Annotated in this window: 19 protein-coding genes; 10 read left to right on the top strand and 9 right to left on the bottom strand. The window is 69.8% G+C overall.

Annotated elements, in window-relative coordinates; all coding sequences use genetic code 11:
• Positions 1-5 precede the first annotated feature (5 nt).
• From D7X99_RS07345 to D7X99_RS07325, 5 genes are all read right to left on the bottom strand, one after another.
• Entirely contained in the window at positions 6-1,355 is a 1,350-nt protein-coding gene (locus D7X99_RS07345) for a sigma 54-interacting transcriptional regulator (protein WP_120580079.1), read from the bottom strand.
• A gap of 153 nt (positions 1,356-1,508) precedes the next feature.
• The gene (locus D7X99_RS07340; protein ID WP_121777123.1) at positions 1,509-2,306 is read right to left on the bottom strand and encodes a ZIP family metal transporter; all 798 of its coding nucleotides are present in this window, start codon (positions 2,304-2,306) and stop codon (positions 1,509-1,511) included.
• Between the two features lie 103 nt (positions 2,307-2,409).
• Entirely contained in the window at positions 2,410-3,390 is a 981-nt protein-coding gene (locus tag D7X99_RS07335; RefSeq protein ID WP_121777122.1) for a HEAT repeat domain-containing protein, read from the bottom strand.
• Positions 3,390-4,556 carry a HEAT repeat domain-containing protein gene (locus tag D7X99_RS07330; RefSeq protein WP_121777121.1) on the bottom strand — a complete coding sequence of 389 codons (1,167 nt, stop codon included), beginning with the start codon at positions 4,554-4,556 and terminating at the stop codon, positions 3,390-3,392. Before D7X99_RS07330 ends, D7X99_RS07335 begins: the two co-directional genes overlap by 1 nt.
• A 115-nt stretch (positions 4,557-4,671) precedes the next feature.
• Positions 4,672-5,217 (bottom strand): peptidase M23, encoded by a 546-nt coding sequence (locus tag D7X99_RS07325; RefSeq protein ID WP_121777120.1) that lies wholly within the window; start codon positions 5,215-5,217, stop codon positions 4,672-4,674.
• A gap of 277 nt (positions 5,218-5,494) precedes the next feature.
• On the opposite strand from D7X99_RS07325, the gene D7X99_RS07320 reads away from it, so the two are divergent.
• From D7X99_RS07320 to D7X99_RS07305, 4 genes are all read left to right on the top strand, one after another.
• On the top strand, positions 5,495-7,012 hold the full coding sequence (locus D7X99_RS07320; protein WP_121777119.1) for a M91 family zinc metallopeptidase: 1,518 nt from the start codon (positions 5,495-5,497) through the stop codon (positions 7,010-7,012).
• Between the two features lie 10 nt (positions 7,013-7,022).
• The gene (locus D7X99_RS07315) at positions 7,023-7,679 is read left to right on the top strand and encodes a hypothetical protein (RefSeq protein ID WP_121777118.1); all 657 of its coding nucleotides are present in this window, start codon (positions 7,023-7,025) and stop codon (positions 7,677-7,679) included.
• Between the two features lie 87 nt (positions 7,680-7,766).
• A complete protein-coding gene (locus D7X99_RS07310; RefSeq protein WP_233613160.1) occupies positions 7,767-8,519 on the top strand; it encodes a spermidine synthase in 753 nt (250 codons plus the stop codon).
• Positions 8,520-8,589: 70 nt separating this feature from the next.
• Complete coding sequence (locus tag D7X99_RS07305) at positions 8,590-9,828, top strand: nitronate monooxygenase family protein (protein ID WP_233613158.1); 1,239 nt, start codon at positions 8,590-8,592, stop codon at positions 9,826-9,828.
• On the opposite strand, the gene D7X99_RS07300 is transcribed toward D7X99_RS07305, so the two are convergent.
• From D7X99_RS07300 to D7X99_RS07290, 3 genes are all read right to left on the bottom strand, one after another.
• Positions 9,825-11,249: a serine/threonine-protein kinase gene (locus D7X99_RS07300; RefSeq protein ID WP_158626945.1), complete on the bottom strand. Its 1,425-nt coding sequence runs from the start codon at positions 11,247-11,249 to the stop codon at positions 9,825-9,827. The two genes, D7X99_RS07305 and D7X99_RS07300, sit on opposite strands and share 4 nt — an antisense overlap.
• A 213-nt stretch (positions 11,250-11,462) precedes the next feature.
• On the bottom strand, positions 11,463-13,289 hold the full coding sequence (locus D7X99_RS44410) for a serine/threonine-protein kinase (protein WP_121777114.1): 1,827 nt from the start codon (positions 13,287-13,289) through the stop codon (positions 11,463-11,465).
• A 239-nt stretch (positions 13,290-13,528) separates the two neighbouring features.
• Entirely contained in the window at positions 13,529-15,358 is a 1,830-nt protein-coding gene (locus tag D7X99_RS07290) for a serine/threonine-protein kinase (RefSeq protein WP_216671940.1), read from the bottom strand.
• Positions 15,359-15,638: 280 nt separating this feature from the next.
• On the opposite strand from D7X99_RS07290, the gene D7X99_RS07285 reads away from it, so the two are divergent.
• From D7X99_RS07285 to D7X99_RS07270, 4 genes are all read left to right on the top strand, one after another.
• Complete coding sequence (locus D7X99_RS07285; RefSeq protein WP_121777112.1) at positions 15,639-17,999, top strand: GMC oxidoreductase; 2,361 nt, start codon at positions 15,639-15,641, stop codon at positions 17,997-17,999.
• 12 nt (positions 18,000-18,011) lie between these two features.
• The gene (locus tag D7X99_RS07280; protein ID WP_199756324.1) at positions 18,012-19,559 is read left to right on the top strand and encodes an FAD-dependent oxidoreductase; all 1,548 of its coding nucleotides are present in this window, start codon (positions 18,012-18,014) and stop codon (positions 19,557-19,559) included.
• The gene (locus tag D7X99_RS07275) at positions 19,549-20,655 is read left to right on the top strand and encodes an alpha/beta fold hydrolase (RefSeq protein ID WP_121777111.1); all 1,107 of its coding nucleotides are present in this window, start codon (positions 19,549-19,551) and stop codon (positions 20,653-20,655) included. The genes D7X99_RS07280 and D7X99_RS07275 overlap by 11 nt, the downstream gene beginning before the upstream one ends.
• A 131-nt stretch (positions 20,656-20,786) precedes the next feature.
• Positions 20,787-21,692: an NADP-dependent oxidoreductase gene (locus D7X99_RS07270; protein WP_121777110.1), complete on the top strand. Its 906-nt coding sequence runs from the start codon at positions 20,787-20,789 to the stop codon at positions 21,690-21,692.
• Positions 21,693-21,701: 9 nt separating this feature from the next.
• Here D7X99_RS07270 and D7X99_RS07265 read toward each other — a convergent pair whose 3' ends face one another.
• Positions 21,702-23,252: an RluA family pseudouridine synthase gene (locus tag D7X99_RS07265; RefSeq protein ID WP_233613156.1), complete on the bottom strand. Its 1,551-nt coding sequence runs from the start codon at positions 23,250-23,252 to the stop codon at positions 21,702-21,704.
• A 285-nt stretch (positions 23,253-23,537) separates the two neighbouring features.
• Between D7X99_RS07265 and D7X99_RS42235 the strand changes: the two genes are divergently transcribed.
• Positions 23,538-23,882 (top strand): hypothetical protein, encoded by a 345-nt coding sequence (locus D7X99_RS42235; RefSeq protein WP_147476054.1) that lies wholly within the window; start codon positions 23,538-23,540, stop codon positions 23,880-23,882.
• A 332-nt stretch (positions 23,883-24,214) separates the two neighbouring features.
• Positions 24,215-25,519, top strand: a complete 1,305-nt coding sequence (locus D7X99_RS07255; RefSeq protein WP_121777107.1) for a glycoside hydrolase family 2 TIM barrel-domain containing protein — start codon at positions 24,215-24,217, stop codon at positions 25,517-25,519.
• Positions 25,520-25,538: the final 19 nt, after the last annotated feature.

The following is a 25,538-nucleotide window of genomic DNA, read 5'->3' as shown; positions in this document are numbered from 1 at the left end:
GCCGCCTACGGCTTGATGCCGTGCCTGCGCAGCAGCCGGTAGAAGTGCACGCGGTCCATGCCGGCGGTGACGGCGGCCTGGGCCACCTTGCCCTGGTGCTTCTCCAGGAGCGCCCGCAGGTATCTCCGCTCGAAGTCGTCCACCACGCGCCGGCGCTGCTCCGCGTACGGCCGCGACAGGTCCAGCTCCAGCGGGCTGCCCTCCGGGCGAGAGTCCTCCTCCGCCAGCGGCAGCGCGTCCTCGAACACCAGGCAGCGCTCCAGGTGGTTGCGCAACTCACGCACGTTGCCCGGCCACGCCGCGTGCCTCAGCCGCGACAGGAACTCCGGCGTGCGCAGCGCGCCCGTGCGCTCCGGGTCCGCGCCCAGCGACGCCAGGATGCCCGACACCAGCATGGACAGGTCCTCCGGTCGCTGGCGCAGGGACGGCATGGCGATGCGCAGCACCGCGAGCCGGAAGAACAGGTCGGAGCGGAAGCGGCCCGCGTTCACCTCCGCGCGCAGGTCGCGGTGCGTGGCCGCGATGAGCCGCACGTCCACCGGCTGGTACGTGTTGCTGCCCACCCGGCGGATCTCCCGGTTCTCCAGCACGCGCAGCAGCTTGGGCTGCAACTCCGGGGGCAATTCGCCAATCTCGTCCAGGAAGACGGTGCCGCCGTCGGCCTCCTCGAAGACGCCCGCGCGCCGGCTCACCGCGCCGGTGAAGGAGCCCTTCTCGTGGCCGAATAGCTCGCTCTCCAGGATGTGCGCGGGGATGGCGCCGCAGTCCACCACCAGGAACGCCGCGTCCTTGCGCCGGCTGGCCTGGTGGATGGCGAGCGCCGCCTGGCTCTTGCCCGTGCCCGTCTCTCCCTCCAGCAGCACCGTGACGTCGCGCGCGGAGGCCCGCTCCATCATCGCGAAGCAGCCGCGCATGGCCACGGATGTGCCCACCAGCGTGCCGAAGCGCGTCAACTCCGACAGGGGCAGCCGGTTGCTCTCCGCGCTGAAGTCGAACCGCAGCACCACGCGGCCCAGCCGCAGCAGGCTGCCGCTGCGCAGGATGCCCTCGACCACCTGCACGCCGTCCACGATGACGCCGTTGAGGCTGTCCAGGTCCTTCACCTGCGGGCCCTTGGGCCCGATGCGCACCTCGCAGTGGAAGCGCGACACGGTGGAGTCCTCCACCGCGAAGTCGTTGAGCGGATGCGAGCCCACCGAGCAGGTGTCCGCCGTGGACTCCCACACCATGCCCGCGCCCGGGCCCTCCACCACGGACAGGCGGAAGCGGCGCACCGTGGGCAGGTCCCCCGGACGGCGGGCCTGCTCATACGGCAGCGTCACGTGGAGCGCGGCCTCCTGCCCCTCCTCGTCCAGGTGGGCGCCCTTGTCCTTCGACTCCCCGGGGGTCCCGTCGACGCGGGTTCGATCCGACACAGACATGCACCTGAAACTACCACGTCCGGGCCACACGGGGCGGGGCAGCCGGGTGTCCTGCAGGACACAGACGCGGTGCGCGCACGCAAAGCGTCAGCTCAGCGTCACGTCCAGGAACATCATCAGCACGAAGCCCACCATCAGCCCGGCGGTGGCCTCCTTCGCGTACTCCTGGCGGTGGCTTTCGGGGATCATCTCGTCGCTGACGACGTACAGCATGGAGCCGCCCGCGAACGCGAGCGCCCACGGCAGCACGCCTGACGCGAACGACGTGGCGAAGAATCCCACCAGCGCGGCCACGCCCTCCACCAGCCCCGTGTAGAGCGCCACCAGCACCGCCTGCTTGCGGCTGTACGCCACGCCCATCAGCGCCAGCGCGACGACGAAACCCTCCGGGATGTCCTGCAGGCCAATCCCCACCAGGATGGGCACGGCGATGGTCATGGAGCGGCTGCCCACGCCGGTGCCCACCGCCAGGCCCTCCGGGAAGTTGTGCAGCGCGATGGCCAGCACGAACAGCCAGATGCGCTTCAGGTTCGCCGCCTGCGCGTTGCCCTCCTGGCCCTTGATGAAGTGCTCGTGCGGGATGAAGCGGTTGCACAGGTGCAGGAACAGGCCACCCACCAGCATGCTGCCGCCCACCACCAGCGCGGGGACGAATCGCGACGTGGAGCGCTCCTCCGCCAGGTGGATGGCGGGCACGACGAGCGAGAAGGCCGTGGCCGCGAGCATCACGCCCGCGCTGAAGCCCATCAGCACGTCCTTGGTGCGCTGGGAGATGCCGCCCATGGCCAGGGCGGGCACGGCGCCCAGGCTGGTGGAGAGGATGGTGACGGCGCTGCCAACGAGCGCCAGTGCGAGGGTGGACGAGCCGAAACCGCTGTCGGACATGGCCCCCTCAACCTGCCGCTCTCCCCGCCGCCCGGCCACCTTTTCGGCGGGGCCGGGCCTGAAGGATGCCCGCCATGGAACAGCCGTTCCCCAGCGGACGCACTCAGGGCGACAAGCGCTGCTTCTCCCTCAGGATGAGGTGCCACTCCTGGAGGTTCTTCTGGAGCGCGGACAGCCACGCGTCGATTTCTGGATCCAGGCGCTTGTCCACGCCGCGCAGGGACTCCAGCAGCGGCCGGGCGCCGGACTGGCCCAGCCGCGCGAGCCCCTCCAGCGCCGACTTGCGCACAGCAAGGTCGCTGTCGCTCCGGTACAGCGAGGTGAGCGAACGGCGCGCGCCCGCGGACTCGGAGCCCGGCACACCACCCAGCGCCTTCGCCGCCGCCGCGCGCAGGCCCGCGTCCTCCGAGCGCAGTTGCTGGGTGAGCTTGCGCACCACCTCCGGGCTCGCGGCCTCCATGGAGACCTCGCCCAGCAGGCGCGTGGCCAGCGCCGGGTCGTCCGTGGTCGAGGCGACCTTCACCGCGGCTTCCGCCAGCTCCGGGTTGTGGCCGAAGTAGATGCCGGCGCTCTCCGTCACCAGGTTCTCCACCACCGCCTGGCGCACCTCCGGCGCGCTGTCGCGCACGAGCTGCTCGTAGGTGACGACGTCGCCGTTCTTCGCCATGAACTCCACCGACGGCGAGCCCTGGAGCGCGCGCACCGCCGCCGCGCGCAGGCCGGGGTCCGCGTCCTGGCTCGCGCGGGAGAGCAGCGGCTGGAGCAGCTCCGGCTTCTGTGTGTTGCTCGCCTTGGTGGCCAGCGCCGCGCCCACGGCCTCCAGCACGGAGGGGTCGCGCTCCTGGCTCACCGCCCGGCCCAGGGCCTCTGGCGGCATGGCGATGGCGGCCTCTTTCAAACGCAGCCGCGCGTATTTGCGGTAGGCGGGCGAGCCCGTCTTCATGGCCACGCGCACCTCGTCCAGCATGCCCTCCACCGTGCAGGCCGTCCGGGCGGGAGTGGCGACAGGCGCGCCCTGTGCCAGGGCCAGTCCTGGCAGGAGCGACAGCCAGAGCACTCGGGCCTTCATCGTTCGCGAGCCCATCAGTGCGGCGCTCCTTCCTCGACCACGCAGTCGTGGTGTTCCTTCTTGCCCATCCAGATGCGCGCGAAGTCCGTGGTGCCGGTCGCGTACAGCGCCTTGAAGTCCAGGTAGTCCTGCCGCAGGCGCGGGTCCTTGCGCGCGAACTCCTCCACCAGGGGCAGTGCGTCCGCGCCAGCCGCGCGCACGGCGAAGCGCAGGAAGGCCCAGCGCACGCACAGGTCATGTTCGCCGTCGAAGGCGGCGCGGTACGCGGCCAGGGCCTTCTGCGGGTCCTCGGTGACGGCGAGCCGGAAGGCGGCCATCTCGCGCACGTCGCGCTCCTTGTCGGTGCGCATCACCTTCGCCAGCGCGTCGATGGAGCCCGAGTCGAGCAGCGGGTCGGAGTACGACGGCATCTCCAGCGCGAGCAGCCGCACCGCCGAGTCATCCGACGTGGTGCCGATGTCCAGCAGGTCCTTCCAATACGGCGCATACGTACCGGTGCGCTCATAGTCTTCCTTCATCACCCGGCCCAGCGTGCGCGTGGCCGTCCACGCGGCGGAGTCCGCGGAGTCATCCATCGCGATGGCCTTGAGCCGGCCTCGCGTCTCCGGAGTGAAGCGGTGCTGCGTCTCCAGCGCGTCCAAAGCGGAGGCGCGGTCCGGCGTGGCCAGCGTCTTGTCCTCGGCCACCGACACCAGCTTCTCCGTGACGCGCGGATGGCGCACGGCGGGCGAGGCCTTGAGGGCCTCCAGGTAGATGGCAGGCTCCGGCGGCGCGGCGTTCACCGCCCACGCCACCAGTTGCAGCGCGCGGTCCGGGTCGTTGCCCACCAGCTCCGTCAGGCGCTCCTGGAGATAGGCCACCAGCGCGGTGTCGCGCGCCTGGATGGCGGCGGCCACGGCGGCGTGCAGCGACTCCATCGTCGCGGACCTGTCCAACGCCGCCAGCCCGTCCCAGCACCCGGGCATGGGGATCTCCTCGCGAGGTTCAGCGCGCGCGGCGGGCGGAGGCTCCCCGGTGGCGCCATTCCCGGCGGAGGCAGCAGGCATGGAAGGAATCGCCGCGACGGGCAGCGAAGGACCGGCGTCATCGCTCCCAACCGAACCCCGCCACCATACGACGCCCAGGGCGACGAGGAGGACGAGGCCAGCGAGCGCGACCTTGAAGAGGGGACGGGAGGTCATGTCGAAGGGGGCCCACGCGGAGGAGGAAGGACGGGCGCACGCGCGCCGGACGTCGGAGACGTGAAGCCGGGCAGGGGACGTGCGGCCCCTGCCCGAGGACACCCGCACGCTTTCGCTACAGCGTGGGAACGCCCAGCCGGTTGGTGCAGTTGGCGTTGGTGCCGCACGTGGTGCCGACGCTGGTGTACCAGGCCGACTTGCGCGTGCCGTACTGCCGGTTGTCCGAGTGCGAGTGCGGACCCGTGGCGCTGCCCGTGCCGCCCACGAGCCCCAGCGCGCAGCGGTCGCACGTCTTCGTGCCGGAGCTGACGTTGGCGTAGAAGTGCAACTGGCGGAAGTCCCAGCCGTTCGCGCCGGACACCACGTAGTAGTTGCCCGCGCCACCGTTGCAGGTGGAGCCGTTGCAGGCCGCCGCGCAGCCGCCGTAGTAGTAATAGTAGTAGTTGCCCACCAGCATGCCGCGGTGGTTCCACTCGCCGCAGGAGCTGTTGCCCACGTCCAGCGCCGTGTGGCTGCTCCCCGTGCAGTTGTAATAGGTCGTCGAGTTCACCCAGGCCGCCGGGTCACAGATGGGGCCGTTCGCCGTGGCCGCCACTCCTGGACTGGCCCACGCCGCGGCGGCCAACGCCACCCCGGCGGACAGCAACGTCTTCAGCTTCATGCGGTGCTCCCTCCCGTCATCCGCCCCCCGTTTCCCCGTGAATGGGGCAGGGGCGGTGAAGCCGTAATACACGAAATCCTTGAAGCCATCTCGCGAATCGGGAATTGAGAAACACAACGATTCCAGGGGCTTCCGTGCCGCGCCGTGTCGTTCCGGGCCGGGCGACGCAACTGGGGGCAAACGTTCACGACAATCTGGAATGTCGGCGTTTGGCCGACCCTGGCGCCCCGTCGCCCGGACCCCTGGCCAGGTGTCTCCGTCACCTGGGAGAAGCGACATGACCACGATTGGCAAGCCCGGCTCGCGCACGACGTCCCCTGTCAGCACCCCGCAGCCGAAGACGCCCGCCGCGCCCGCGAAGCCCAACGCGGTGAAGGCCGCCGTCACGCAGCGGATGTCGGACGGCTTCGACTCCGGGCCCCGCGCGGGTTCACGTCCTCCGCTGTCGGAGGTCCGCACCACCGAGACGGCGGTGAAGAAGGACAAGGACGGCGGCGGCTTCCTGGGCGGCATCGCGTCGGGCATCGGTTCGGCCCTCGACAAGATTGGCAAGGGCGTGGCGAAGGCGCTCGCGCCGCAGGTGAGCACGAACGCGGATGGGCGCACGGTGGTGGACCTGGGCGCGGGCAACAACACCGCCAAGGTGACGCAGAACAAGAACGGCGGGCTCACCATCACGTCCGGCAGCGACACGGTGAACCTCACCGCCGAACAGTCCAAGGGCGTCATCATCAACGGCGGCGCCGGCAACGACTCCATCACCGTGGACGCGAGCGTCACGCAGGACGTCACCCTGGACGGCGGTGACGGCGACGACAAGCTCACGGGCGGCGCGGGCAATGACACGCTCATCGGCGGCGCGGGCAACGACACCCTCATCGGTGGCGAGGGCAAGGACACGCTGAAGGGCATGGACGGCGACGACTACCTGGAGGGCGGCGCGGGCGATGACCGCATCCTGGGTGGCGAGGGCCGCGACGTGATGTACGGCCTGGACGGCAACGACTACCTGTCCGGCGGCAAGGGCCGGGACTACATCGACGCGGGCGCGGGCAACGACCGGGCCTATGGCGGCGAGGGCGACGACCAGGTCATCGGCGGGCGCGGCGACGACACGCTGAGCGGCGGCGCGGGCAACGACGCGGTGGCGGGCGGCGCGGGCAAGGACACGGTCCGTGGCGGCACGGGCACGGACAAGCTCTACGTGGAGGAGGGTGAGACCACCGCCGACGCGGCCGAGGGCGAGCGCGAAATCGTCGACATGACGGACGCGGACCAGCGCGGCTCCTCCGTCTCCGTGACGGGCAGCGCGGAGTTCCAGGCGCGCGTGCAGTCGGACCTGGACGCGATGCGCTCGCTGCCTTCGGGCCAGGACCTGCTGCGCACGCTGGACGACAGCGGCAAGAAGACGGTCATCCGCGAGACGTCCAGCGGCAACAGCGCGGGCGGCACGAACTTCAACGACGGCTTCATGAACGCGGACGGCACGCCGGGCAAGGGCACGGACGCGCAGGTGAACTACAACACCACGCGCATCTCGCTGGGCAGCGAGGAGTGGATGAACCGCCCGCCCGTCGTGGGCCTGTTCCACGAGCTGGTGCACGCGTCGGACATGAACAACGGCACGCTGGCGCTGGGCTCCAAGGACGGCACGCGCAACCTGGAGACCTCCGCGGTGGGCCTGCCCATCGACCTGGACCAGGACCCGTCCACGCCGGACGTGGTGCAGGGCGGACGTCCCGGAGAGAACGTCCTGCGCGACGATCTGAACCTGCCGACCCGCCCGCGCTACTAGGATTCGGGGGATGAAGACCTTCCGCCGCGCTGGTGCCATCATGGCGCTGGCAATCATCATGGGCTGTGCGCGGGCGCCGGAGCGGCCCGCGCCCCCAGCAGCGGATCCAGGAGGACAGCGCGTGGCCCAGGCGGACGTGGAGCTGAAGGTGGAGTCGGTGACGCGAGAGGCGGACACGCTCGCCGTCACCTACGCGGTGCACAACCGGACGCAGAAGGCCGTGCTGCTCACGGACGGCCTGTGGGACGTGGGCTTCAGCGGCCACCTCACGCTGGCGCCCGAGCGCGCCTACGTGGACCTGTCCGGCGGCAAGGTGGTGCTGTCGCGGATGTTGCTGCCGGTGCCGGAAGACCTGGCGGTGGAAGCGCCGGAGGTGCCCGCGGTCAGCCGCGTGGAGCCGGGCGCCACGGCGAATCGCCGCGTGGTGGTGCCGCTGCCCCTGCGCACCGCGCTGCCCTACGCCACGGGCCCGGAGGAGACGCGCGAGCTGTCCTCCGTGCGCGAGGTGTCCCTGCGCGTGGGCTACCTGCCGGACGCGGACGCAATGACGCTGAGCCAGGGGAAGGACGCGCAGGGCACGCCCATCCAGACGCCGCGGTACGGGCCGGCGGTGACGGCGCAGCGGGTGTTGGACAGCGGACCCCTGCCGGTGACGGACGCGAAGTAGGGAGCCCGGGCCCTGGCGGCGGCGGACGAGCGCGATGACGGCTCCGGGCCCGTCATCGTCACCGAGGACGAGGAAGGACGCCGCTCGTTGCGCTTCGGCGACGGGGGGGCGCGCCAGAGCGTGGTGTGGCCTGGCGAACCGCTGCGTCTGGAGTTGCCGTACACCCGCATGGCGATGGTGGCGCTGGCGTTCGTGCCCCAGCCGGAGAACATCCTCGCCATCGGATTGGGCGGCGGCTCCATCCCCATGTTCCTGCACGCGGTGCTGCCGGACACGCACATCGACGTGGTGGAGCTGGACGCGGCGGTGGTGGACGCCGCGAAGGAGTACTGCGGCTTCCAGGAGGACGCGCTCCTGCGCGCGCACGTGGGGGACGGGCGGGCCTTCATCGAAGCGGACGGGCCGCCCTACGACCTCATCATCCTGGATGCGTACGGGGCGGATCAGATTCCCGGGCACCTGGCCACGCGCGAGTTCCTGGGCGCGGTGCGTTCACGGCTGACGCGGGGCGGGGCGGTGGCGAGCAACGTCTGGGAGTCCGCGGGGAACCCGCACTACGACGCGATGGTGCGCACCTACCAGGTGAGCTTCCACGGCCTGTCCATCTTCGAGGTGCCCACCACGACCAACCGCATCCTGTTGGGGCTGGAAGGCCCGCAGCGGCTGACGCGCGAGGCGCTGGTGGAGCGGGCCCGCAAGGTGGAGCGGGAGCGGAAGCTGCCGTTCCGGTTGAGCACCCTGGTGGCGCAGCGCTACCGGCCCCTGACGCGGAGGCTGGGACGGGGGCGGGTGCTGACGGACGCGGGGCTGGGGCCCGGCGGCCTCATCCCGGAGGAATGAGGCCGCTCTGCTGGCCAGTGAGCACGGCCCCGCCCGGCCGCGGCTGAATCAGGGGGAGGCGCTGCTAATCTTGAAGGCTCGGTACGTCAGCACCCTTTCGGGAGACGCGATGAACGGCGCGAACGACGGACGACCCGGCCAGCCCTCTGCTTCCTCCGAGGACGAGGCGTCGCTGGCGGACGGAGAATCCGATGCTGCGGGCCTGGAGGCCCGTCCGAAGTCGAAGCCCATCTACGTGTTGGAGGGCAACACGCTGAGGACGCGGCTGACGCGCGAGCTGGGCATCCACTATCCCTTCGTCGGAGCGGGCATGGCGTTCGTGTCCCTGCCGCCGTTGGTGGTGGCGGTGTCGGAAGCGGGCGGCCTGGGAATGTTGGGCACGGCGCCGGAGCCGCCGGGCGTGCTGGAGGCGCGGCTGAAGGCCATCCAAGCGGGCACGCAGCGCCCCTACGGCGTGGACTTCATCGTGGACCGGCTGGAGCCGCAAGGCTTCACGACGCGGGACCACATCGACACGTGCATCGCGGCGAAGGTGCCGGTGGTGGTGTTCCACTGGGCGTTGCCGCCGCGCGAATGGATTCAAGCGCTGCAGGCCGCGGGGACGCGGGTCTGGGTGCAGGCAGGCACGGTGGAGCTGGCAAGGCAGGCGCTGGACGCCGGGGTGCAGGGGCTCATCGCCCAGGGGCGGCAGGCGGGCGGGCGCAACCTGGGCAGCACGCCGACGTTGGTGTTGCTGAAGGAGTTCCGGAAGCTGACGGACGCGGTGCCGGTGCTGGCGGCGGGAGGCATCGCGGACGGACTCAGCGCGGCGCGCGCGCTGCATCACGGCGCGGACGGCGTCTGGGTGGGCACGCGGCTGGTGGCGTCGGTGGAGGCGTACGCGCACCCGCTCTACAAGGAGCGGCTGGTGGATGGGGACGCGGGAGACACGGCGCTGACGACGTTGTTCGGGCCGGAGTGGCCGGGCAAGCGCATGCGGGTGATCCGAAACCGCGTGGTGCGCGAGTGGGCGGGGCGCGAGTCGAGCGCGCCGCCGACGACGGAGTCGGACGCCATCGGGACGACGCGGCTGTTCCCGGGCGTGCTGGACGTGCAGTACGTGATGCCGAAGTTCAGCTCCTTCCTGCCCACGCCGGACACGCAGGGAGACCTGGAGGAGATGAGCCTGCCGGCGGGAGGCGCGAGCATGGCGCGCATCGACACCGTGCAGCCCGCCGGGCAGATCGTCGTGGAGATGATGGAGCGGGCCCGGCGGTTGCTGGAGTCGCCGGAGGGGCTGGATGAGGCGGACGAGGAGGACCGGGGTTAGCGCAGGGGGAACTGCTGTTCGAGGCGCCTTTCCCAGGTATCAAGTGAGTCATTGATCTCCGCGCGCTCGACTTTTGTTCGTGCGTAATAGGAGGAGTCCTTGATCTTTTGCAGGGACGCCTTCAGCTCTGTGTTGGCTGGGCCGCCCTTGCTCCTGCGGAGCAGCTTCTTGCTGAGCATGTCGATGCGCTGGAGGAGCGCCCTATTGGGAGATGGAGGTAGAGGACCCACTGGACCTGCGTCGACACCTGCATCGGCTCCCGCGTCGACGCCTGCATCGGTGCCTGCGTCGAACCCTGCATCGGTGCCCGCGTCGACGCCTGCATCGGTGCCTGCGTCGAACCCTGCATCGGTGCCCGCGTCTGTTCCGTGGAGGACTGCGTCTGTCTCTGCTTCTGGAACAGGCCTGAGCGGAACGGAGCGGAGCCGGATGACGCCGGCCCCCCCACTCAGCAGAACCAGCGCTCCCATCAAAGCCCATCCAATGCCTGGCGGTTGTCGGATGGCCTTGAGTGCATCCTGCGTGCTGGGCGTTTGGCCATCACCCGCTGGGATTGCGACTTCAGGCTTCGTGAAGGATGGCGCACGGGGAGGCTCGCGCAGAGGGATGCGCTTCAGTTGCTCACGCACGGCTTCCGCGGAAGGAGGCCGTGACGCAGGCTCCTTCTCGAGCAGCCGGAGCACCAGCGCATCCACTTCCTTCGGCAGCCCCGCGAGGCGCGACGAAGGCATCGGTGGCGATTGTTCCAGATGCGCGAACATCACCTGGACGGACTCACCCTGGAACGGGCGAGTACCCGTGAGCAACTGGAACATCATCACGCCCGCGGCATAGAGGTCCGTCGTCGGCCCCACGGTGCCGCCGCGGATCTGCTCGGGTGCCATGAATTCCGGCGTGCCGAGGACCAGGCCATCCGCGGTGAGCGGGTTGTCGCGTGACTCCATCAACTTCGCGATTCCGAAGTCGACCAGCTTGACGCTGACAGGAGCCTCCGGCGCTTCGACGATGAAGACGTTTGCGGGCTTAAGATCGCGATGCACCACACCGGCACGGTGCGCGGCGCCCAACGCGGCGAGCATCTGGTCCATGACCCAGATGACGCTCTCCAGTTCCATGCGGCGATTCTCGCGGACGAAATCCGAGAGCGGCCGTCCGCGGAGCAGCTCCATGATGACGTAGGGCCGTTCATCTGGAAGCGTGCCAAAGCCAAAGATGTCGATGATGCCTGGATGCCGGATGGCGTTGACCGCTCGGGCTTCTACCAGCAGGCGTTGCACGTGCTGTGGCGACACCAGCTCCATGCGCATGATCTTGATGGCAGCCTGCTTGCCAATGAGCGGGTGCTCGGCGCGGTACACCACCCCCATGCCGCCCGCGCCGATGCGCTCCTGGATGACGAACTCCCCCAACTGCGTGCCCAACAGAGGATCCGGAGGCGCATTGGCCCGCGACGGGGGCCGAATGACCTGGGTGGCATCGCTTTGAGAGGAGCGGGGGGTTTTCATGGGGGCGCTGGCGCGCGAACCATAGCCATGCGCTCCCAATGCTTTCAAACATCCCCTGATCCGCATCCCCGATGAGGAGGAACTCTTGGATCCGCATGACCCATGGGGTCGTGCCTGACTTCTCGATGATCAGCGCGGGAGCCGCGCGTTCAGCTGCTCCTGCCACGTATCCAGCGCCTGATTCACGGCCATGCGATCGGTGGCGGTCTCGGCCTTCGCGGCCTCCGTGTAGAGGCCCACCAGCTTTCGCGTGAGTTCCGGAGCGACGTCCTGCCCCTTCGTGCGTTTGCGCAGCTCCGCGACCAGCCTGTCCAACCGCTGTGCCAATCGCTGCTCAGGCCCACTGGTCCGGGGCAGGGTGGGCAGCGAGGGCAGCACGAGCGGTGGGACCTTCGGCATCTCCGGGACGACGACCACGGGCGGTGCATCATGCAAGGCGATGCGCTGCGTCAGCTCCTTCTCGATGCCATCCAGCGCCACGTGGATCCTCGCGCGCTCGGCCTCCGTCGTCGCATCCGCGGCGGCCCGGTACTGGTGGATCAGCTTGCCGCGCAACGCTCCGTCCTCGTCCACGTCCTTCGCCCGCACCCGCTGCTGCTTGAACAAACCAAACAACCGCCGCGCCAGCTTCTTCTCCGACGCCGTCGTGAGCGGCAGCGAAGGCAGTCCTGACTTCACCTCCGTCTCCGGCGCCTCTTCCTCGGGCGCCTCCGGCTCGGGCTCGGGCTCGGCGGTCACGACCGGCTCCGGCGCGGGTGGCACCACCGGCTCCGGCGCCTTCACCACGGACGGGAGCGGCATGGGCAGACGCTGCTCCACCTTGGGCGGCGTCTCAACGGGCCGGGTCATCCACCACAGTCCAGTGCCCAGCAGCGCCACCCCCGCGACCGCCACCGCCGCGAGCGGTGCCACCTTCCGGCGATCCGCGAGCATCACCGCGAGCCCCGGCGGACGGGGCGCCGTCGGAGATGTGGGCTCCTCCCGCTTCGGCTCCACCGGCTCGGAGGGCCCCAGCGCGCCCGGAGGCCGCTCCAGGGACAGCGCCTTCAACCTTTGCCGCACCTCCTCCGCAGAGGCAGGCCGCTTCGCTGGATCCTTCTCCAGCAACTGGAGCAGCAGCGCATCGAGCTCCGGCGGCAGGCCCTCCACCTTCGAAGAGGGCGGCGGCGGTGCCTGTTCGACGTGCGCGAACATCACCTGCACGTTGTCACCCTGGAAGGGCCGCTCGCCGGTGAACATCTGGAACGCCATCACGCCCAGCGCATACAGGTCCGTGGCCGGGCCGACCGCGCCGCCGCGGACCTGCTCCGGGGCCATGAAGTCCGGTGTCCCCAGCACGGAACCGTCCGCGTTCGTCAGTCCCTCGTGCGACTGCAGCACCTTGGCGATGCCGAAGTCGACCAGCTTGAGCATGGGCGCCGCGTCCGGCCGCTCCGCCATGAACACGTTCGCCGGCTTCAGGTCCCGGTGCACCACCCCCGCCCGGTGCGCTGCCCCCAGCGGTGAGAGGATCTGATCCAACATCCAGACCGCGGTCCCCACGTCCAGCCGGCCTCGCGCGCGCAACACGGCCGCGAGCGACTGGCCCTGGAGCAACTCCATCACCACGTACGGCCGCCCGTCCGGCAACGACCCGAAGTTGAAGATGTCCAGGATGCCCGGGTGACGGATGGCGTTGACCGACCGCGCCTCCACCAGCAACCGCTGCGCCTGCTCTGGCGACATCAACTCCGCGCGCAACACCTTGATGGCCGCCTGCTTGCCAATGATGGGGTGCTCCGCCCGGTACACCACCCCCATCCCACCCGCGCCAATGCGCTCCTGGATGATGAACTCACCCAGCTGCGCCCCCAGCAGCGGATCCGCCTTCGGCGCAGTGGATGCCATCGCCACCGGCACCTCCCGCTCCGTCAGCGCCCGGTGTGCCCCCGTCTCCGGAATTCTTCGCGTCTTCATTGAAAAGCTCGTTTTGCGGTGACAGTACCGTGAGCCCGGGACGCCGTCGCGTGCCCTGTGGGCTTGTCGGTTGTTCGCTCGTCCGCCAGTCGACGCGGGGTCCCCAGTACTTCCAGTGAGCCGGTCCTTTTCCTCCCGGCTGTCCTTCAGCCGCAGACTCCCTCATGACGCCGCCCGCCAGGGCCCGTCATGGAGATGTTGAGGGTTCGGGACTTCCGTGGATCCCCTGGACGTAGTGCTCAGCGAGGGAAGCGCGTCGTCAACCGCTCCTGCCACGCATCCAAGGCCTGATGCACGGTCATGCGCTCGGTGGCGGTCGTGGCGTTCGCCGCGGACTTGTAGATGTCCACCAGCTGCTTCGTGAGCTCCGGCGCGACATCCTGGTTCTTCGTGCGCTTGCGCAGCTCCGCGACCAGCTTGTCCATGCGCTGGGCCAGCTTCTGCTCGGACGCATTGCCCTGGGGCAGGGTGGGGAGTTTGGGAATCACGAGCGCCGGAACCTTGGGCGGCTCCGGAGCGGCGGCGACGACGACGGGAGGTGGGGGCGCGTCGTGCAGCGCGATGCGCTGGGTCAGGTCCTTCTCGATGTCATCCAGCGCGACATGGATGCGCGCACGCTCGGCGTCCGTCGCGTCCGTGGCGGCCCGGTACTGCTGGATCAGCTTGCCGCGCAGCGCCCCCTCCGCATCCACGTCCTTCGCCCGCGCCAGCAGGAGCTTGAACAGACCTGCGAGCCGCTGCTCCAGCTTCTTCTCGGAGGCAGTTCCCGCCGGCAGCGGTGGCAACTTCGTGGACTTCGCCAGGGTCGCTGTCGCGGTCTCTGCCTCCGCAGGCGCTTCTTCCGCGATGACCTCGGGCGGCTCCTCGACAGGGGCCTGCGGCGGCGGCTCCACCGGAGGCGTGGGCCTCGCGTCCACCATCACCGGTTCGGAAGGTCGCGGTAGCGCAATCACTTGCGTCTGCTCCGCCTTCCGCGCCTGCGTCCCCAACCCGTAACCCACTCCCAGCAGCGCCACACCAGCAACCGCCGCCACCGCGATGGACCCCCCGTTCCGGCGCCCCGGCGGCACGGTGGCCGTGGGCACCTGCGGTACGGCCCGCGACTCCACGCTCGCCGGCGGTGGCGTCTTCTGCTCCACGCTCACGGAGGGCACAGGTGGTCGCGCCAGCCCCCGGAGCTTCATCCGCACGGCCGTCGCGGTCGCGGGCCGCTTCGAGGGCTCCTTCTCCATCAACTGGAACACCAGCTCATCGAGCTCCGGCGGAATCCCCTCCACCCGCGACGACACCCGGGGAGGGATCTGCTCCACGTGCGCGAACATCACCTGCACGTTGTCACCCTGGAACGGCCGGGTGCCCGTGAGCATGTGGAACGCCATCACGCCCAGCGCGTACAGGTCCGCGGCCGGGCCCACCTCTCCGCCGCGGATCTGCTCCGGGGCCATGAAGTCCGGCGTTCCCACCGTGGAGCGGTCCGCCCGTGCCAGCGCGTCATGCTCCTGCATCACCTTGGCGATGCCGAAGTCGACCAACTTGATCAGCGGCGCCGCGTCCGGCTGCTCCATCAGGAACACGTTCGCGGGCTTCAGGTCCCGGTGCACCACTCCCGCCCGGTGCGCGGCCCCCAGCGCGGCCAGGACCTGATCCAACATCCAGGCCGTGGTCCCCACGTCCATCCGGTCCTGCTCGCGCATCCGGTCCGCGAGCGACTGGCCCTGGAGCAACTCCATCACCACGTAGGGCCGGCAGTCCGGCAGCGTTCCGAAGTTGAAGATGTCCAGCACGCCCGGATGCCGGATGGCGTTCACCGCCCGCGCCTCCACCAGCAGCCGCTGCTCCTGCTCCGGGGACACCAGCTCCGCGCGCATCACCTTGATGGCCGCGTGCTTGCCAATCAGTGGGTGCTCCGCCCGGTAGACGACCCCCATCCCTCCAGCGCCCACGCGCTCCCGGATGACGAACTCGCCAATCGTCGACCCCACCAGCGGATCCACCGAGGACGCGGTCGCCGCTGGCGCCGCCGGGACCTCCTCGTCCGTCACCACCTCTGGTGACCCCGCTTCTGGCAATCGTCAGCGTTCATGGGAAAGGTCGTTCCGCGCCGATGGTACCGGGCCATGGCCATGACGTCGCGCGTCCAAGCGAGCCATCTGCCCGCTCGCCCGCCAACCTATCCGCGCTGATCATGGAATCCAGTTCTCCAGAGCGAAAAATGCTGATCCACGGAGGGGGGCCGGCCTCAAGGAAACGGGGGTGACCCGTTGTAGAGTCAGGTCCGTCCTTCACCTGGACGTTCCCGGGTCGCGCTTCCGGATCCCTGCTCCCCAGGGACCGCACCCGAGGGGGAACATGGCACCGGCATACGACGCCCTGGTCATCGGCACCGGGTTTGGCGGCGCGGTGGCGGCCTGTCGGCTCGCGCAGGCGGGTTTGACCGTGCGCGTGCTCGAACGTGGCCTGCGCTACCCGAAGGGCAGCTTCCCTCGCGACTTCGAGGATCCTCGCAACGGCTGGCTGTGGCAGCACCGGCAGGGGCTCTTCGACATCAAGCTCCTCAAGGGGATGAGCGTGGTGCAGGCCGCGGGGTACGGCGGCGGCTCGCTCATCTACGCCAACGTGCACCTGCGCCCGCCGCCGGACGTGTTCGCGTCCGGGTGGCCGGAGGGCTACAGCCGGGAGTCGTTGGATCCGTACTACGACCTGGTCGCGCACATGCTGGACGTGCAGCCCATCACCGCCGCCGCGCGCGGGCTGCCGCCCAAGACGAAGCGGATGCAGGAGGTGGCGAAGAAGCTGGGCCGCGAGGCGCAGTTCTTCTACCCGAACCTCGCCGTGCGCTTCGCCCCCGCGGGCGAGCCCCTGCCCAACAAGTTCGGCGTGCTCCAGGAGGGCTGCAACTACTGCGGCGAGTGTGACATCGGCTGCAACCGCCGCGCGAAGAACACCCTGGACCTGAACTACCTGGCCGTCGCCGAACAGCGGGGCGCGGAGGTCACCACCCAGGCGGAGGTCACCCGCATCGAGCCCCTGTCGCCGGGCTACCGCGTCACCTTCACCGACCACGCCAGCGCCGGCATGCAGCGCACCGTGGAGGCCCGCCGCGTCTTCCTGTGCGCGGGCGCGGTGAACTCCACGGAGCTGTTGCTGCGCAACCGCGACGTGCACGGCACGCTGCCGGACCTGAGCGCGCGGCTGGGCACGCGCTATTCCGCCAACGGGGACTTCCTCGCCTTCGCCTTCGACACGAAGGAGCCGTGGGACCCCGCGGTGGGCCCCACCATCACCACCGGCATGGTGGTGGATGAAGGCCAGGGCAAGGACAAGACCTGGTTCCTCTTCCAGGAGGGCGGGCACCCGGCGCAGGCCGCGGGGCTGATGGTGGCCATGGACCCGGACCGCGCCATGACGCTCCCTGCGGACCTGCTCCAGCGCGAGCTGGTGAAGGTGCTGCGCACGCGCTCCAAGGAGATGGCCGCCATCGAGAACGAGCGCGGTCGCTTCCAGGCCGTGTTCCTGGCCATGGGCCGGGACAAGTCCAACGGCCGGCTGACGCTGTCGCCCATCACGCGCGAACTCCAGGTGCAGTGGGACGTGCCCGCGAACCTGCCGCTGTACCGTACGCAGGAACAGCTCTGCGAGGACGTGGCCCGAGCGCTGGGCACGCGCGCCGCCTACAACCCGCTGTGGGAGCGGCTGCACCTGCCGGTGTCCGTGCACAACCTGGGCGGCTGCGCGATGGCGGAGGAGCCCGCGTACGGCGTCCTCAAGCCCGACGGCCAGGTGCACGGCTATCCCGGCCTCTACGTCATGGACGGCGCGGCGCTGCCGGTGGGCGTGGGCGTCAACCCGTCCTCCACCATCGCCGCGGTGGCGGAGCTCAACGTGGAGCGGGCCATCCGCGAGGCGAAGGACGCGCCGGGCTGGGTGGCGCCGGAGCGCGTGCCGATGAAGGCCGCACCCGCGTACCCGCCTCGCGTCAGCATGCGGATGATGCCGGAGGTGGAGACGGTGGCCTCGCCGGTGGTGCCCGGAACGGATCCGCTGGGCGACGTGGTGATTCCGCCCGGTGGCACGGTGGTGTCTCCCACGCCGGTGGTGGGCCTGCGCTTCACGGAGCGGATGAAGGGCTTCCTCCAGCCGAACCACCCGTCGCCGGAGGACTTCGCCGGAGCTGCGCGGGCGGGCCAGCGCGGTGGGCAGACGGCGGAGTTCGTCGTCACCATCACGCTGCCCAACCTGGACCGCTTCCTCGCGCAGGAGTCACACGGCGGCATCGTGCAGGGCACGCTGCACGTGCGCGGCTTCACGCCGCCCGGGGGTGCTCCGGTGGAGAACGGCGTCTTCAACCTCTTCGTGGGCACGGAGCGCTTCTACGAGCGGCGCATGCTGTACCTGATGCCCTTCACCGGCGTGGATGGCCAGCCGTACCTCCTGGATGGCTACAAGGAGGTCAACGACGACGCGGGCTTCGACGTGTGGAGCGACACGTCCACGCTCTACACCGTGCTGCGCAAGGGGCACGAACGCACCGGCCCCATCGTCGCCACTGGCATCATCCGACTGCACCTGCCGGACTTCCTCCAGCAGCTCACCACGTTCTCCGTGCTGGGAACGTCCTCGCCGCTGAAGCAGGCGGACGCGATGCGGCGCTTCGGCGGCATGTTCATGGGCACGCTCTGGGACGTCTTCGCCCGCGCGAAGTTCGACTAGGGGGAACACACCATGGACATGGCGAAGAAGTACGACGTGGTGGTGGTGGGCTCCGGCTTCGGCGGTTCCATCACCGCGCTCCGGCTGGCGCAGGCGGGCAGGTCCGTGGCGGTGCTGGAGCGGGGCCGCCGGTACAACCCGGGCCAGTTCCCTCGGGACGTCACGCGCGCGGACGAGCTGCTCTGGCGCAATCCCATCCGCCCGGAGGCGCGCGGGCTCTATGACGTGCGCTTCCTGTCTGGCATCGGCACGGTGACGGCGAGCGGCGTGGGCGGCGGGTCGCTCGTCTACGCGAACATCCACGTGCGGCCGGACCCCATCGTCTTCGACCATCCGCGCTGGCCTCGGGGCTTCAGCCGCGAGGCATTGGATCCGTATTACGACAAGGTGGCGCACGAGCTGGACGTGAAGCCGTTCCCCGCGTCCGACCCGTTGCGCAAGCGCGACCTGTTCCAACAGGCGGCCCGGCGCATGGGCCGCCAGACGTTCGACCCGGACCAGGCGGTGTCCTGGACGGAGCCCTCCGCCCCGGGCCGCAAGGCGTGCCAGCGCTGCGCGGAGTGCGAGTTCGGCTGCCAGTCCGGCGCGAAGAACACCCTGGACCTCACCTATCTGGCGCGAGCGGAGAAGCTGGGCGCCACGGTGTGGCCGGGCCTGTCCGTGTCCCACGTGCAGCGCGTGGCGGGCGGCTACCGGGTGCACTTCAAGGACCTGGCCACCGGGGAGAAGACGTCCGTGGAGGGCAGCCGCGTGGTGCTGTCCGCCGGGGCGCTGGGCACGGTGGAGATACTGCTGCGCAGCCGTGACCGGGCCCGCACGCTGCCGCTGGTGAGCGATTGGCTGGGCCGCGGCTACTCCGGCAACGGCGACTTCCTGGGCTCGCTGCACGGCAGCCGCGAGGAGATCCTCCCGTGGGAGGGGCCGGACGTGGCCACGGTGATGCGCTTCTTCGACGCCGCGCCGCGCTTCACCATGGTGACGGCCACGTTCAACCGGCCGGCGACGGCGGTGCTCGCGGGGCTGGGGCAGCCGCAGCTGGGCCTGCTGGGCGGCATGGGGGCCCCGCTGTGGCCGAAGCTGTGGCCGCTGTTGCACGGCGCGTTCGCCAAGGGGCTGTTCAGCAAGCCGCTGGGCACCGGCGTGGATCCGGCGCGCACGAGCAACCTGTTCGCCATTGGCCAGGACAATGCCAACGGACACATGGTGCTCAAGGGCGACCGGCTGGACATCGAGTGGGACTACGCGAACGAGAACGTGGCACTGGTGAATCGCATGACGTCCGCGATGCATGAGCTGGCCTCGCAGTATGGCGGGACGTTCGCGCCGCTCGTCACGTGGGAGCTGTTCCGCCGGCCGTTCACGGTGCACTCGCTGGGCGGGGCGCACCTGGCAGAGTCGCCGGGCCGAGGCGTCGTGTCGACGGAGGGCGAAGTGTTCAACTACCCCGGACTGTACGTGGCGGATGGCTCCGTCATCCCCACGTCCATCGGTTTCCATCCGGTGATGACCATCAGCGCGGTGGCCGAGCGCATCGCGGAGGCGGTGGCCCATGGCTTTTGATTACCGAAGCAGCGCGGCGGTGTCGCGGACGTTGTCCCAGGATGTCTCGCTCCAGGGCCTGCCCGTGGCCGAGCGGTACGACTTCCTCGCGGGCGACGGCGTGCCCCTCAAGCTCACCCGCTACGTGGGCGGCACGAAGGGGCCGGTGCTGCTGGTGCACGGCGCGGGCGTGTGGAGCGGCATGTTCATGCTGCCCACGCTGAAGGAGAACTTCGTCCAGTACCTGGTGCGCCACGGCTATGACACGTGGCTCCTGGACTGGCGCGCCAGCGTGCAGCTGCCCCTGCGCCAGTTCACGCTGGACGACGCGGCGGACCACGACATGCCGACGGCGGTGCGGCGCATCCGCGAAATCACCGGCGCGGAGTCGGTGCAGGCGGTGGTGCACTGCGCGGGGTCCGCGGCGTTCTTCATGTCCATGGCCGCGGGCCATCTGCAGGACGTGCGCACCGTGGTGGCGTCGCAGGTGGCGCTGCACCACCACACGCCGGCCTCCACGCGCTTCAAGGCGCTCCTGCGGGTGCCGGAGCTGCTGGACGCGGGGCTGGATTCGCTGACGCCGGATGACGCGTCCCGCACGCCGCTGTTCCAGGCGGCCTTCACGAAGGTGGCGGGCTTCCTGCGGATGGAGTGTGACAGCCCGGTGTGCCACCGGCTGTCGTTCATGTACGGCCGGCTGTACCGGCACGCGCGCCTCAACCCGGAGACGCACGCGCGGCTGGAGGAGCAGTTCGGCAGGTGCAACCTGCTGACATTCCGCCACCTGGGGCAGATGTCGCGCGGCGGTCACGCGGTGAAGTTCGACTACGGCCGCGCGGAGAACCTGCGGCGCTACGGGCAGGCGCGGCCGCCGGACTACCTGGACCCGGAGCCCTTCCAGCGGCCCATCACGTTCGTCTCCAGCGAGCAGAACCGCACGTACCTGCCGTCCTCCACGGAGCGCACCTTCCAGTGGCTGCGCGAGGCGAACGGCGCGCGCTGGTACCAGCGCCGCATGCTGCCGGGCTACGGCCACCTGGACACCTTCATGGGCAGCACCGCCGCGCAGGATACGTATCCGGTGCTGCGCGAGGCGCTGGAGTTCCAGCCCCGCTGACGGCCATCCGCCGTCCAGGGGAGCAGGAGGCGGGGCGACCGGTCGCCGACGATGGCGGCCCCCGGGCGGGTGCTTACCGTTGGGCCGACGTTGGAAGTCTCTTCCCTTGCTCGGCTTACGTGGAGGCCCGGATGAAAGCGGTCGTGCTCAAAGGCTATGGGGACGTGGATGTGCTCGCGGTGCAAGAGATGCCCGAGCCGAAGGTGGGGCCGGGCGAGGTGAAGGTCCGCGTCACCGCCGCGGGCATCAACCCGGTGGACTGGAAGATCCGCCGAGGGGACATGAAGGGGCGGATGGACCTGAAGTTCCCCACCATCCTCGGGCGCGACGTGGCCGGCGAGGTCGTGGAGGTGGGCACGGGCGTGGAGGACTTCGAGCCCGGCGACCGAGTGATGGGCCTGGTGAACGCCGGCTACGCGGAGACGGTGGTCGCGCCCACGGAGGCCTGGGCGAAGGTGCCCGACAACCTGGACCTGCGGGCCGCCGCCGCGCTGCCGCTGGTGACGCTGACGGGCACGCAGCTCATCGAGGAGCACGTGCGGCCCTCCCAGGGGGAGACGGTGCTCGTCACCGGCGCGCTGGGCGCGGTGGGGCGCTCGGCCGTCTTCGCTGCGCGGGCGCGGGGCGCGAAGATCTGGGCGGGCGTGCGGAAGACGCAGGTGGAGGAGGCCCGGAAGCTGGGCGTGGACGGCGTCGTCGCGCTGGATGATCCGAAGGACGTCGCGAAGCTGCCCACGCTGGACGCGGTGGCGGACACGGTGGGCGGTGAGGCCGTGGCGGCGGTGCTCGACAAGGTGAAGCACGGCGGGACCGTGGGCAGCGTGCTGGGTGAGCCGAAGGGCGCGAAGGAGAAGGGCCTCGTCGTGCGCAGCTTCATGGCCCATCCGGATGCGCGCCGGCTCGAGCAGATCGCGGTGAGCGCGGCGAAGGGGGATCTGGTGATTCCCATCAGCCGGACGTTCAAGCTGGACGACGCGCGCGAAGCCCAGAAGGTCGCGGAGCAGGGCGGCGTGGGCAAGGTGCTGCTCGTCAACTGACGCGGAAGTTCAGAACGGGGCGGCGCGAGTGAAGGACACGCGCTGCCCCGTGGCTGGATGCACGAAGGACAGCGCTTCGGCGTGCAGGTGCAGGCGGAGGCCCGCGTGTCCGTACAGCGGGTCTCCCACGATGGGCGCGCCCAGGCCCTGTGGGTGCGCCGCGTGGACGCGGAGCTGGTGCGTGCGACCCGTGCGTGGATGGAAGGCCACGCGCGTGTGGCTCACTGCGCGGTGGAGGACCTCCCAGTCGGTGACCGCGGGCTTGCCGTGGATGGGGTCGACGATCTGCCGGGGACGGTCATCCAGGTCCACGCGGAGGGGCAGGGTGATGGTGCCCGCGTCGCCGTGGACGGGACCGTCGATGAGCGCCACGTAGCGCTTGGCCACGTCGCGGTGGAGGAACTGGCGTTGAAGGGACGCGTGCGTGCGGCTGTCCAGCGCGGCGACGAGCAACCCGGATGTGTCCAGGTCCAGCCGGTGCGCGAGCAGTGGTCCCGTGGCGTTGGGGTATCGCGCGCGCAGGCGGGTGAGCACCGAGTCCAGGAGGGATGCATCCCGGCCTGGCACGGACAGCAGGCCACAGGGCTTGTCGATGACGACCAGCCACGCGTCCTCGAAGACGATGGAGAGGTCCGGCGTGGGCGCGGGCGGTGGGACGAAGACTCGGGGCGCTGAGACCTCCAGGCCTTCCAGCATGAATGGGAGCAGGGGGCCGCACTTGTCGCGGCACGCCGGATAGAAGGCGCCCTGGATGCGGCCACCGGACGCGGGAGGCGTGCCCCACCAGAACTCCGCGAGCGCCACGGGCTGGAGTCCGTGCGCGAAGGCGTAAGCGAGAAGCTTCGCACCCGCGCAGTCGCCAGCACCGGACGGGGGCTCCGCGCCACCGTAGAGCGAACGGAGGGGGCGGGTTTCGCCTCGGGCGTTGGTGATGGCGTAGGTGTCGTGGAATTGCTTCATGAAGGCGCGTGAGACGATGCGCCGCAGTCGGTCCAGCGCGCGCACGCGACGTTCCGCCTTTGCTCGGGCGGGGGCGAGCAGGTGGCGGGCCTCTTCTTGCGCTGCGTCCCACCGGCGCTTCTCCGCCTTGTCGCCCCGGCTCTCCTGGTCGAGCGCGTGAAGTGCCTGGGCGCGTTCGGTCTCCGTGAGCGCGGACATGGCCACGATGGCGGCGCGACGTCCATGGCGCTGGCGGCGTCTGTCTTCGTGGCGCACGCGCATGGCTTCGCGCTCCGTTGCCTCGCGTGTCTGACGGGCGTCATCGTCCTCGCGCACGCGACGCAATTCCTCTGAGGTGCTCCACATTTCGGCGCGGGCCAGCAGGGACTTCACCGTGGCGTCGGCCACTGGCTCCACGCGGGCGCGTTCCTCACGGTCGAATACGGGAGGCACGAAGCCCGGTACGTCCCAGCGTCCCGCGAGCATCGCGGAGAAGGCTCGCAGCACGCCCAGCGTTCCGTCCGGCTGCCGAACCACGAGCACGCCGAACATCTTTCCGCCGTCTGGTCCCTGGAGGACGGCGCTGGCAATGCCGGGAGCGATGAATCCCTCTCGAAGCATGGCCTGCAGCGACTCCGCGGCCCGGCGCGCGAGGGCGTGCGGGCCCACGGCGTCGAAGGGGCTCGGGAACGCACCTGGCAATTCATCTGCCCGGGGCGCCGGTTCGAGGAGGGTGACAAGCGGGTCCACGGCTTCGGGGTAGCACGAAACCCGATCCTTGGGGACGCAGGCCTGAGGAGTGGCTGGTTGCCCTGCCTTCCTCCAGCGCCGCAGAATGGTTCGCCTCACCGCGACCGTTCTTGGAAGGCCCGAATGTCATCCTGCCCGTTGTTCCGAACACTGCTGATGACGGCATCTCTTCTGCTCGCCCTCCCCACTTCCGCATCCGCGGGGGATGATACGGAGACGAGGAAGAAACTCATCGCGTGCATCAACAAGGAGATCGTGGCGGCCAACTCGAATTGGAAGCTCTCGTCTGGGGACCTGAAGAAGTTCACGGGTATTATTGACAGAGAGATCATGAAGGAATCTCTCGTGAAGAAGTCATCGGAGGAGCAGATGAGAGTCATCAATGAAGTCGAGAATGCCACGCGCAAGGAAGTGCCCAGCCTGGACCTCAAGACGGTCGATAAGATGATCGAGACGCTCAAGGCGAAGGGGATGCACTGTTCCTCGCAAGTGAAGCGGTAGCGCGAACCCCGGGGGCGGGTGACGCGGGCCTACGGAGAGGCTGTCCGGCTGGCGCGGAAGAGGGAAGTCACCGCTCCATCCCTCCCCTGTGAGCTTCACGGCACGGCCTCCTGGACTTCCGCGGCCTACCTCGGATGACAATTCATGCCTGCGCCCGAAGCAGGAGGAGAATGCTCTGGAGTTGATGGAGAGATTCGAGACGTTGGAAGCCGCCCTGGGCTTTCTGGAGAAGGCTTCGGGGGCAGACGTGCTCGATATGACACCTCAGAAGGGGCAGAAGATTTTCCAGGTTGGATGAATAGAGGTTGAGGCGGTCTAGACTGTCTGCATCCATGGCCACTGCCCGACCTGTCGCTGTTGGCGTCCTGCTGTTGACCGCGCTCCTGCTTCCCACCTGGGGCGTAGAGGCTCGCACCGCCATCCTGAAGGCGGGGGAGGGCTGGAAGCTGGAGGTGGATGGCCAGCCCTACGTGGCGAAGGGAGTCACCTTCAGTGGCACGGGCGGGCCCGCGAACTTCGACAAGGATTGCGAGCAACTCAAGGCCCTGGGCGTCAACACGCTGCGCACCTGGGGCACGGGGGATGAAACAGCCGCGCTGCTCGATGCCGCGCACAAGCATGGCCTGCGCGTGCTGGTGGGACTGTGGCTGCGGCCGGGTCGCCCGGGCATGGAGAATGACGACGCGTTCGACTACGTGCGCGACGCCAAGGGCCGTGAGGCGCAACTCCAGGCCACTCTCGCGCAGGTGCGCCGCTTCAAGGACCACCCGGCGGTGCTCGCTTGGGGCGTGGGCAACGAAGTCATCCTCAATTCGCCGGATGATCCGTCCAAGGTCGCCTACGCGCGCTTCCTGGAGAAGGTCGTCCGCGCGGTGAAGAAGGCGGACCCCGCGCACCCGGTGCTGTCCGTGGACGCTTGGACGCTGGGCATCCCGTTCTGGGAGAAGTACGTGCCCTCGCTGGATGCGTATGGCTTGAACGTCTACGGCCGGGGCATCCACGCGCTGGCGGATGCGGTGAAGCAGGCCGGTGGCCGCAAGCCGTGGTTCATCACCGAGTTTGGTGCGCAGGGCGAATGGGAGGCCCCCAAGGACGCTCGCGGCGTGCCCCAGGAACCCGGTGACGGAGAGAAGTACGACGTCATCGTGGACGGCTGGCGCAACGCCCTGGCTCCCCACGTCCAGGCGGGCCGGTGTCTGGGATTGTTCGTCTTCAACTACAGCGCGGCGCTGGACCACACGGGACTGTGGCTGGGGATGCTGTCTGGCACCTCCACGAGGCCGGCGTGGCACGCGGTGCGGGAGGCGTACACGGGCGTGAAGCCAGCGCCCGAGTTGCCCGTGCCGGTGCGCCTGGAGGTCCGGGGCTTGGAAAAAGACTGGGCGACCGTGGCCTTCGACGTCACCTCCGCCACTCCGCTGGACGTGTCTTTCGCCTACAACTTCCGGGGCGCGCCAGCCCGAGCAGAGCGCGACCGCGTGACGATGCTGGAGTCCCGGAAGGGGACCACTCCCGGTACGTGGCGGGTGCGTCTGCCAGTCGTGACGGGCGCCATCAAGCTGTACGGCCTGGCGAAGGACGGCGCGGGGAACCTGGTCGCGGCCACGACGTCCGTGTCGGCTCCAGCGACTCCCTGAGGCCCTGCGCTACAGTCCA

It is taken from the genome of Corallococcus sp. AB032C (assembly GCF_003668935.1).
Lineage (GTDB): Bacteria > Myxococcota > Myxococcia > Myxococcales > Myxococcaceae > Corallococcus > Corallococcus exiguus.
Note: the sequence above shows the minus strand (reverse complement) of the source record. Positions and strands in the feature narration are given on the sequence as shown.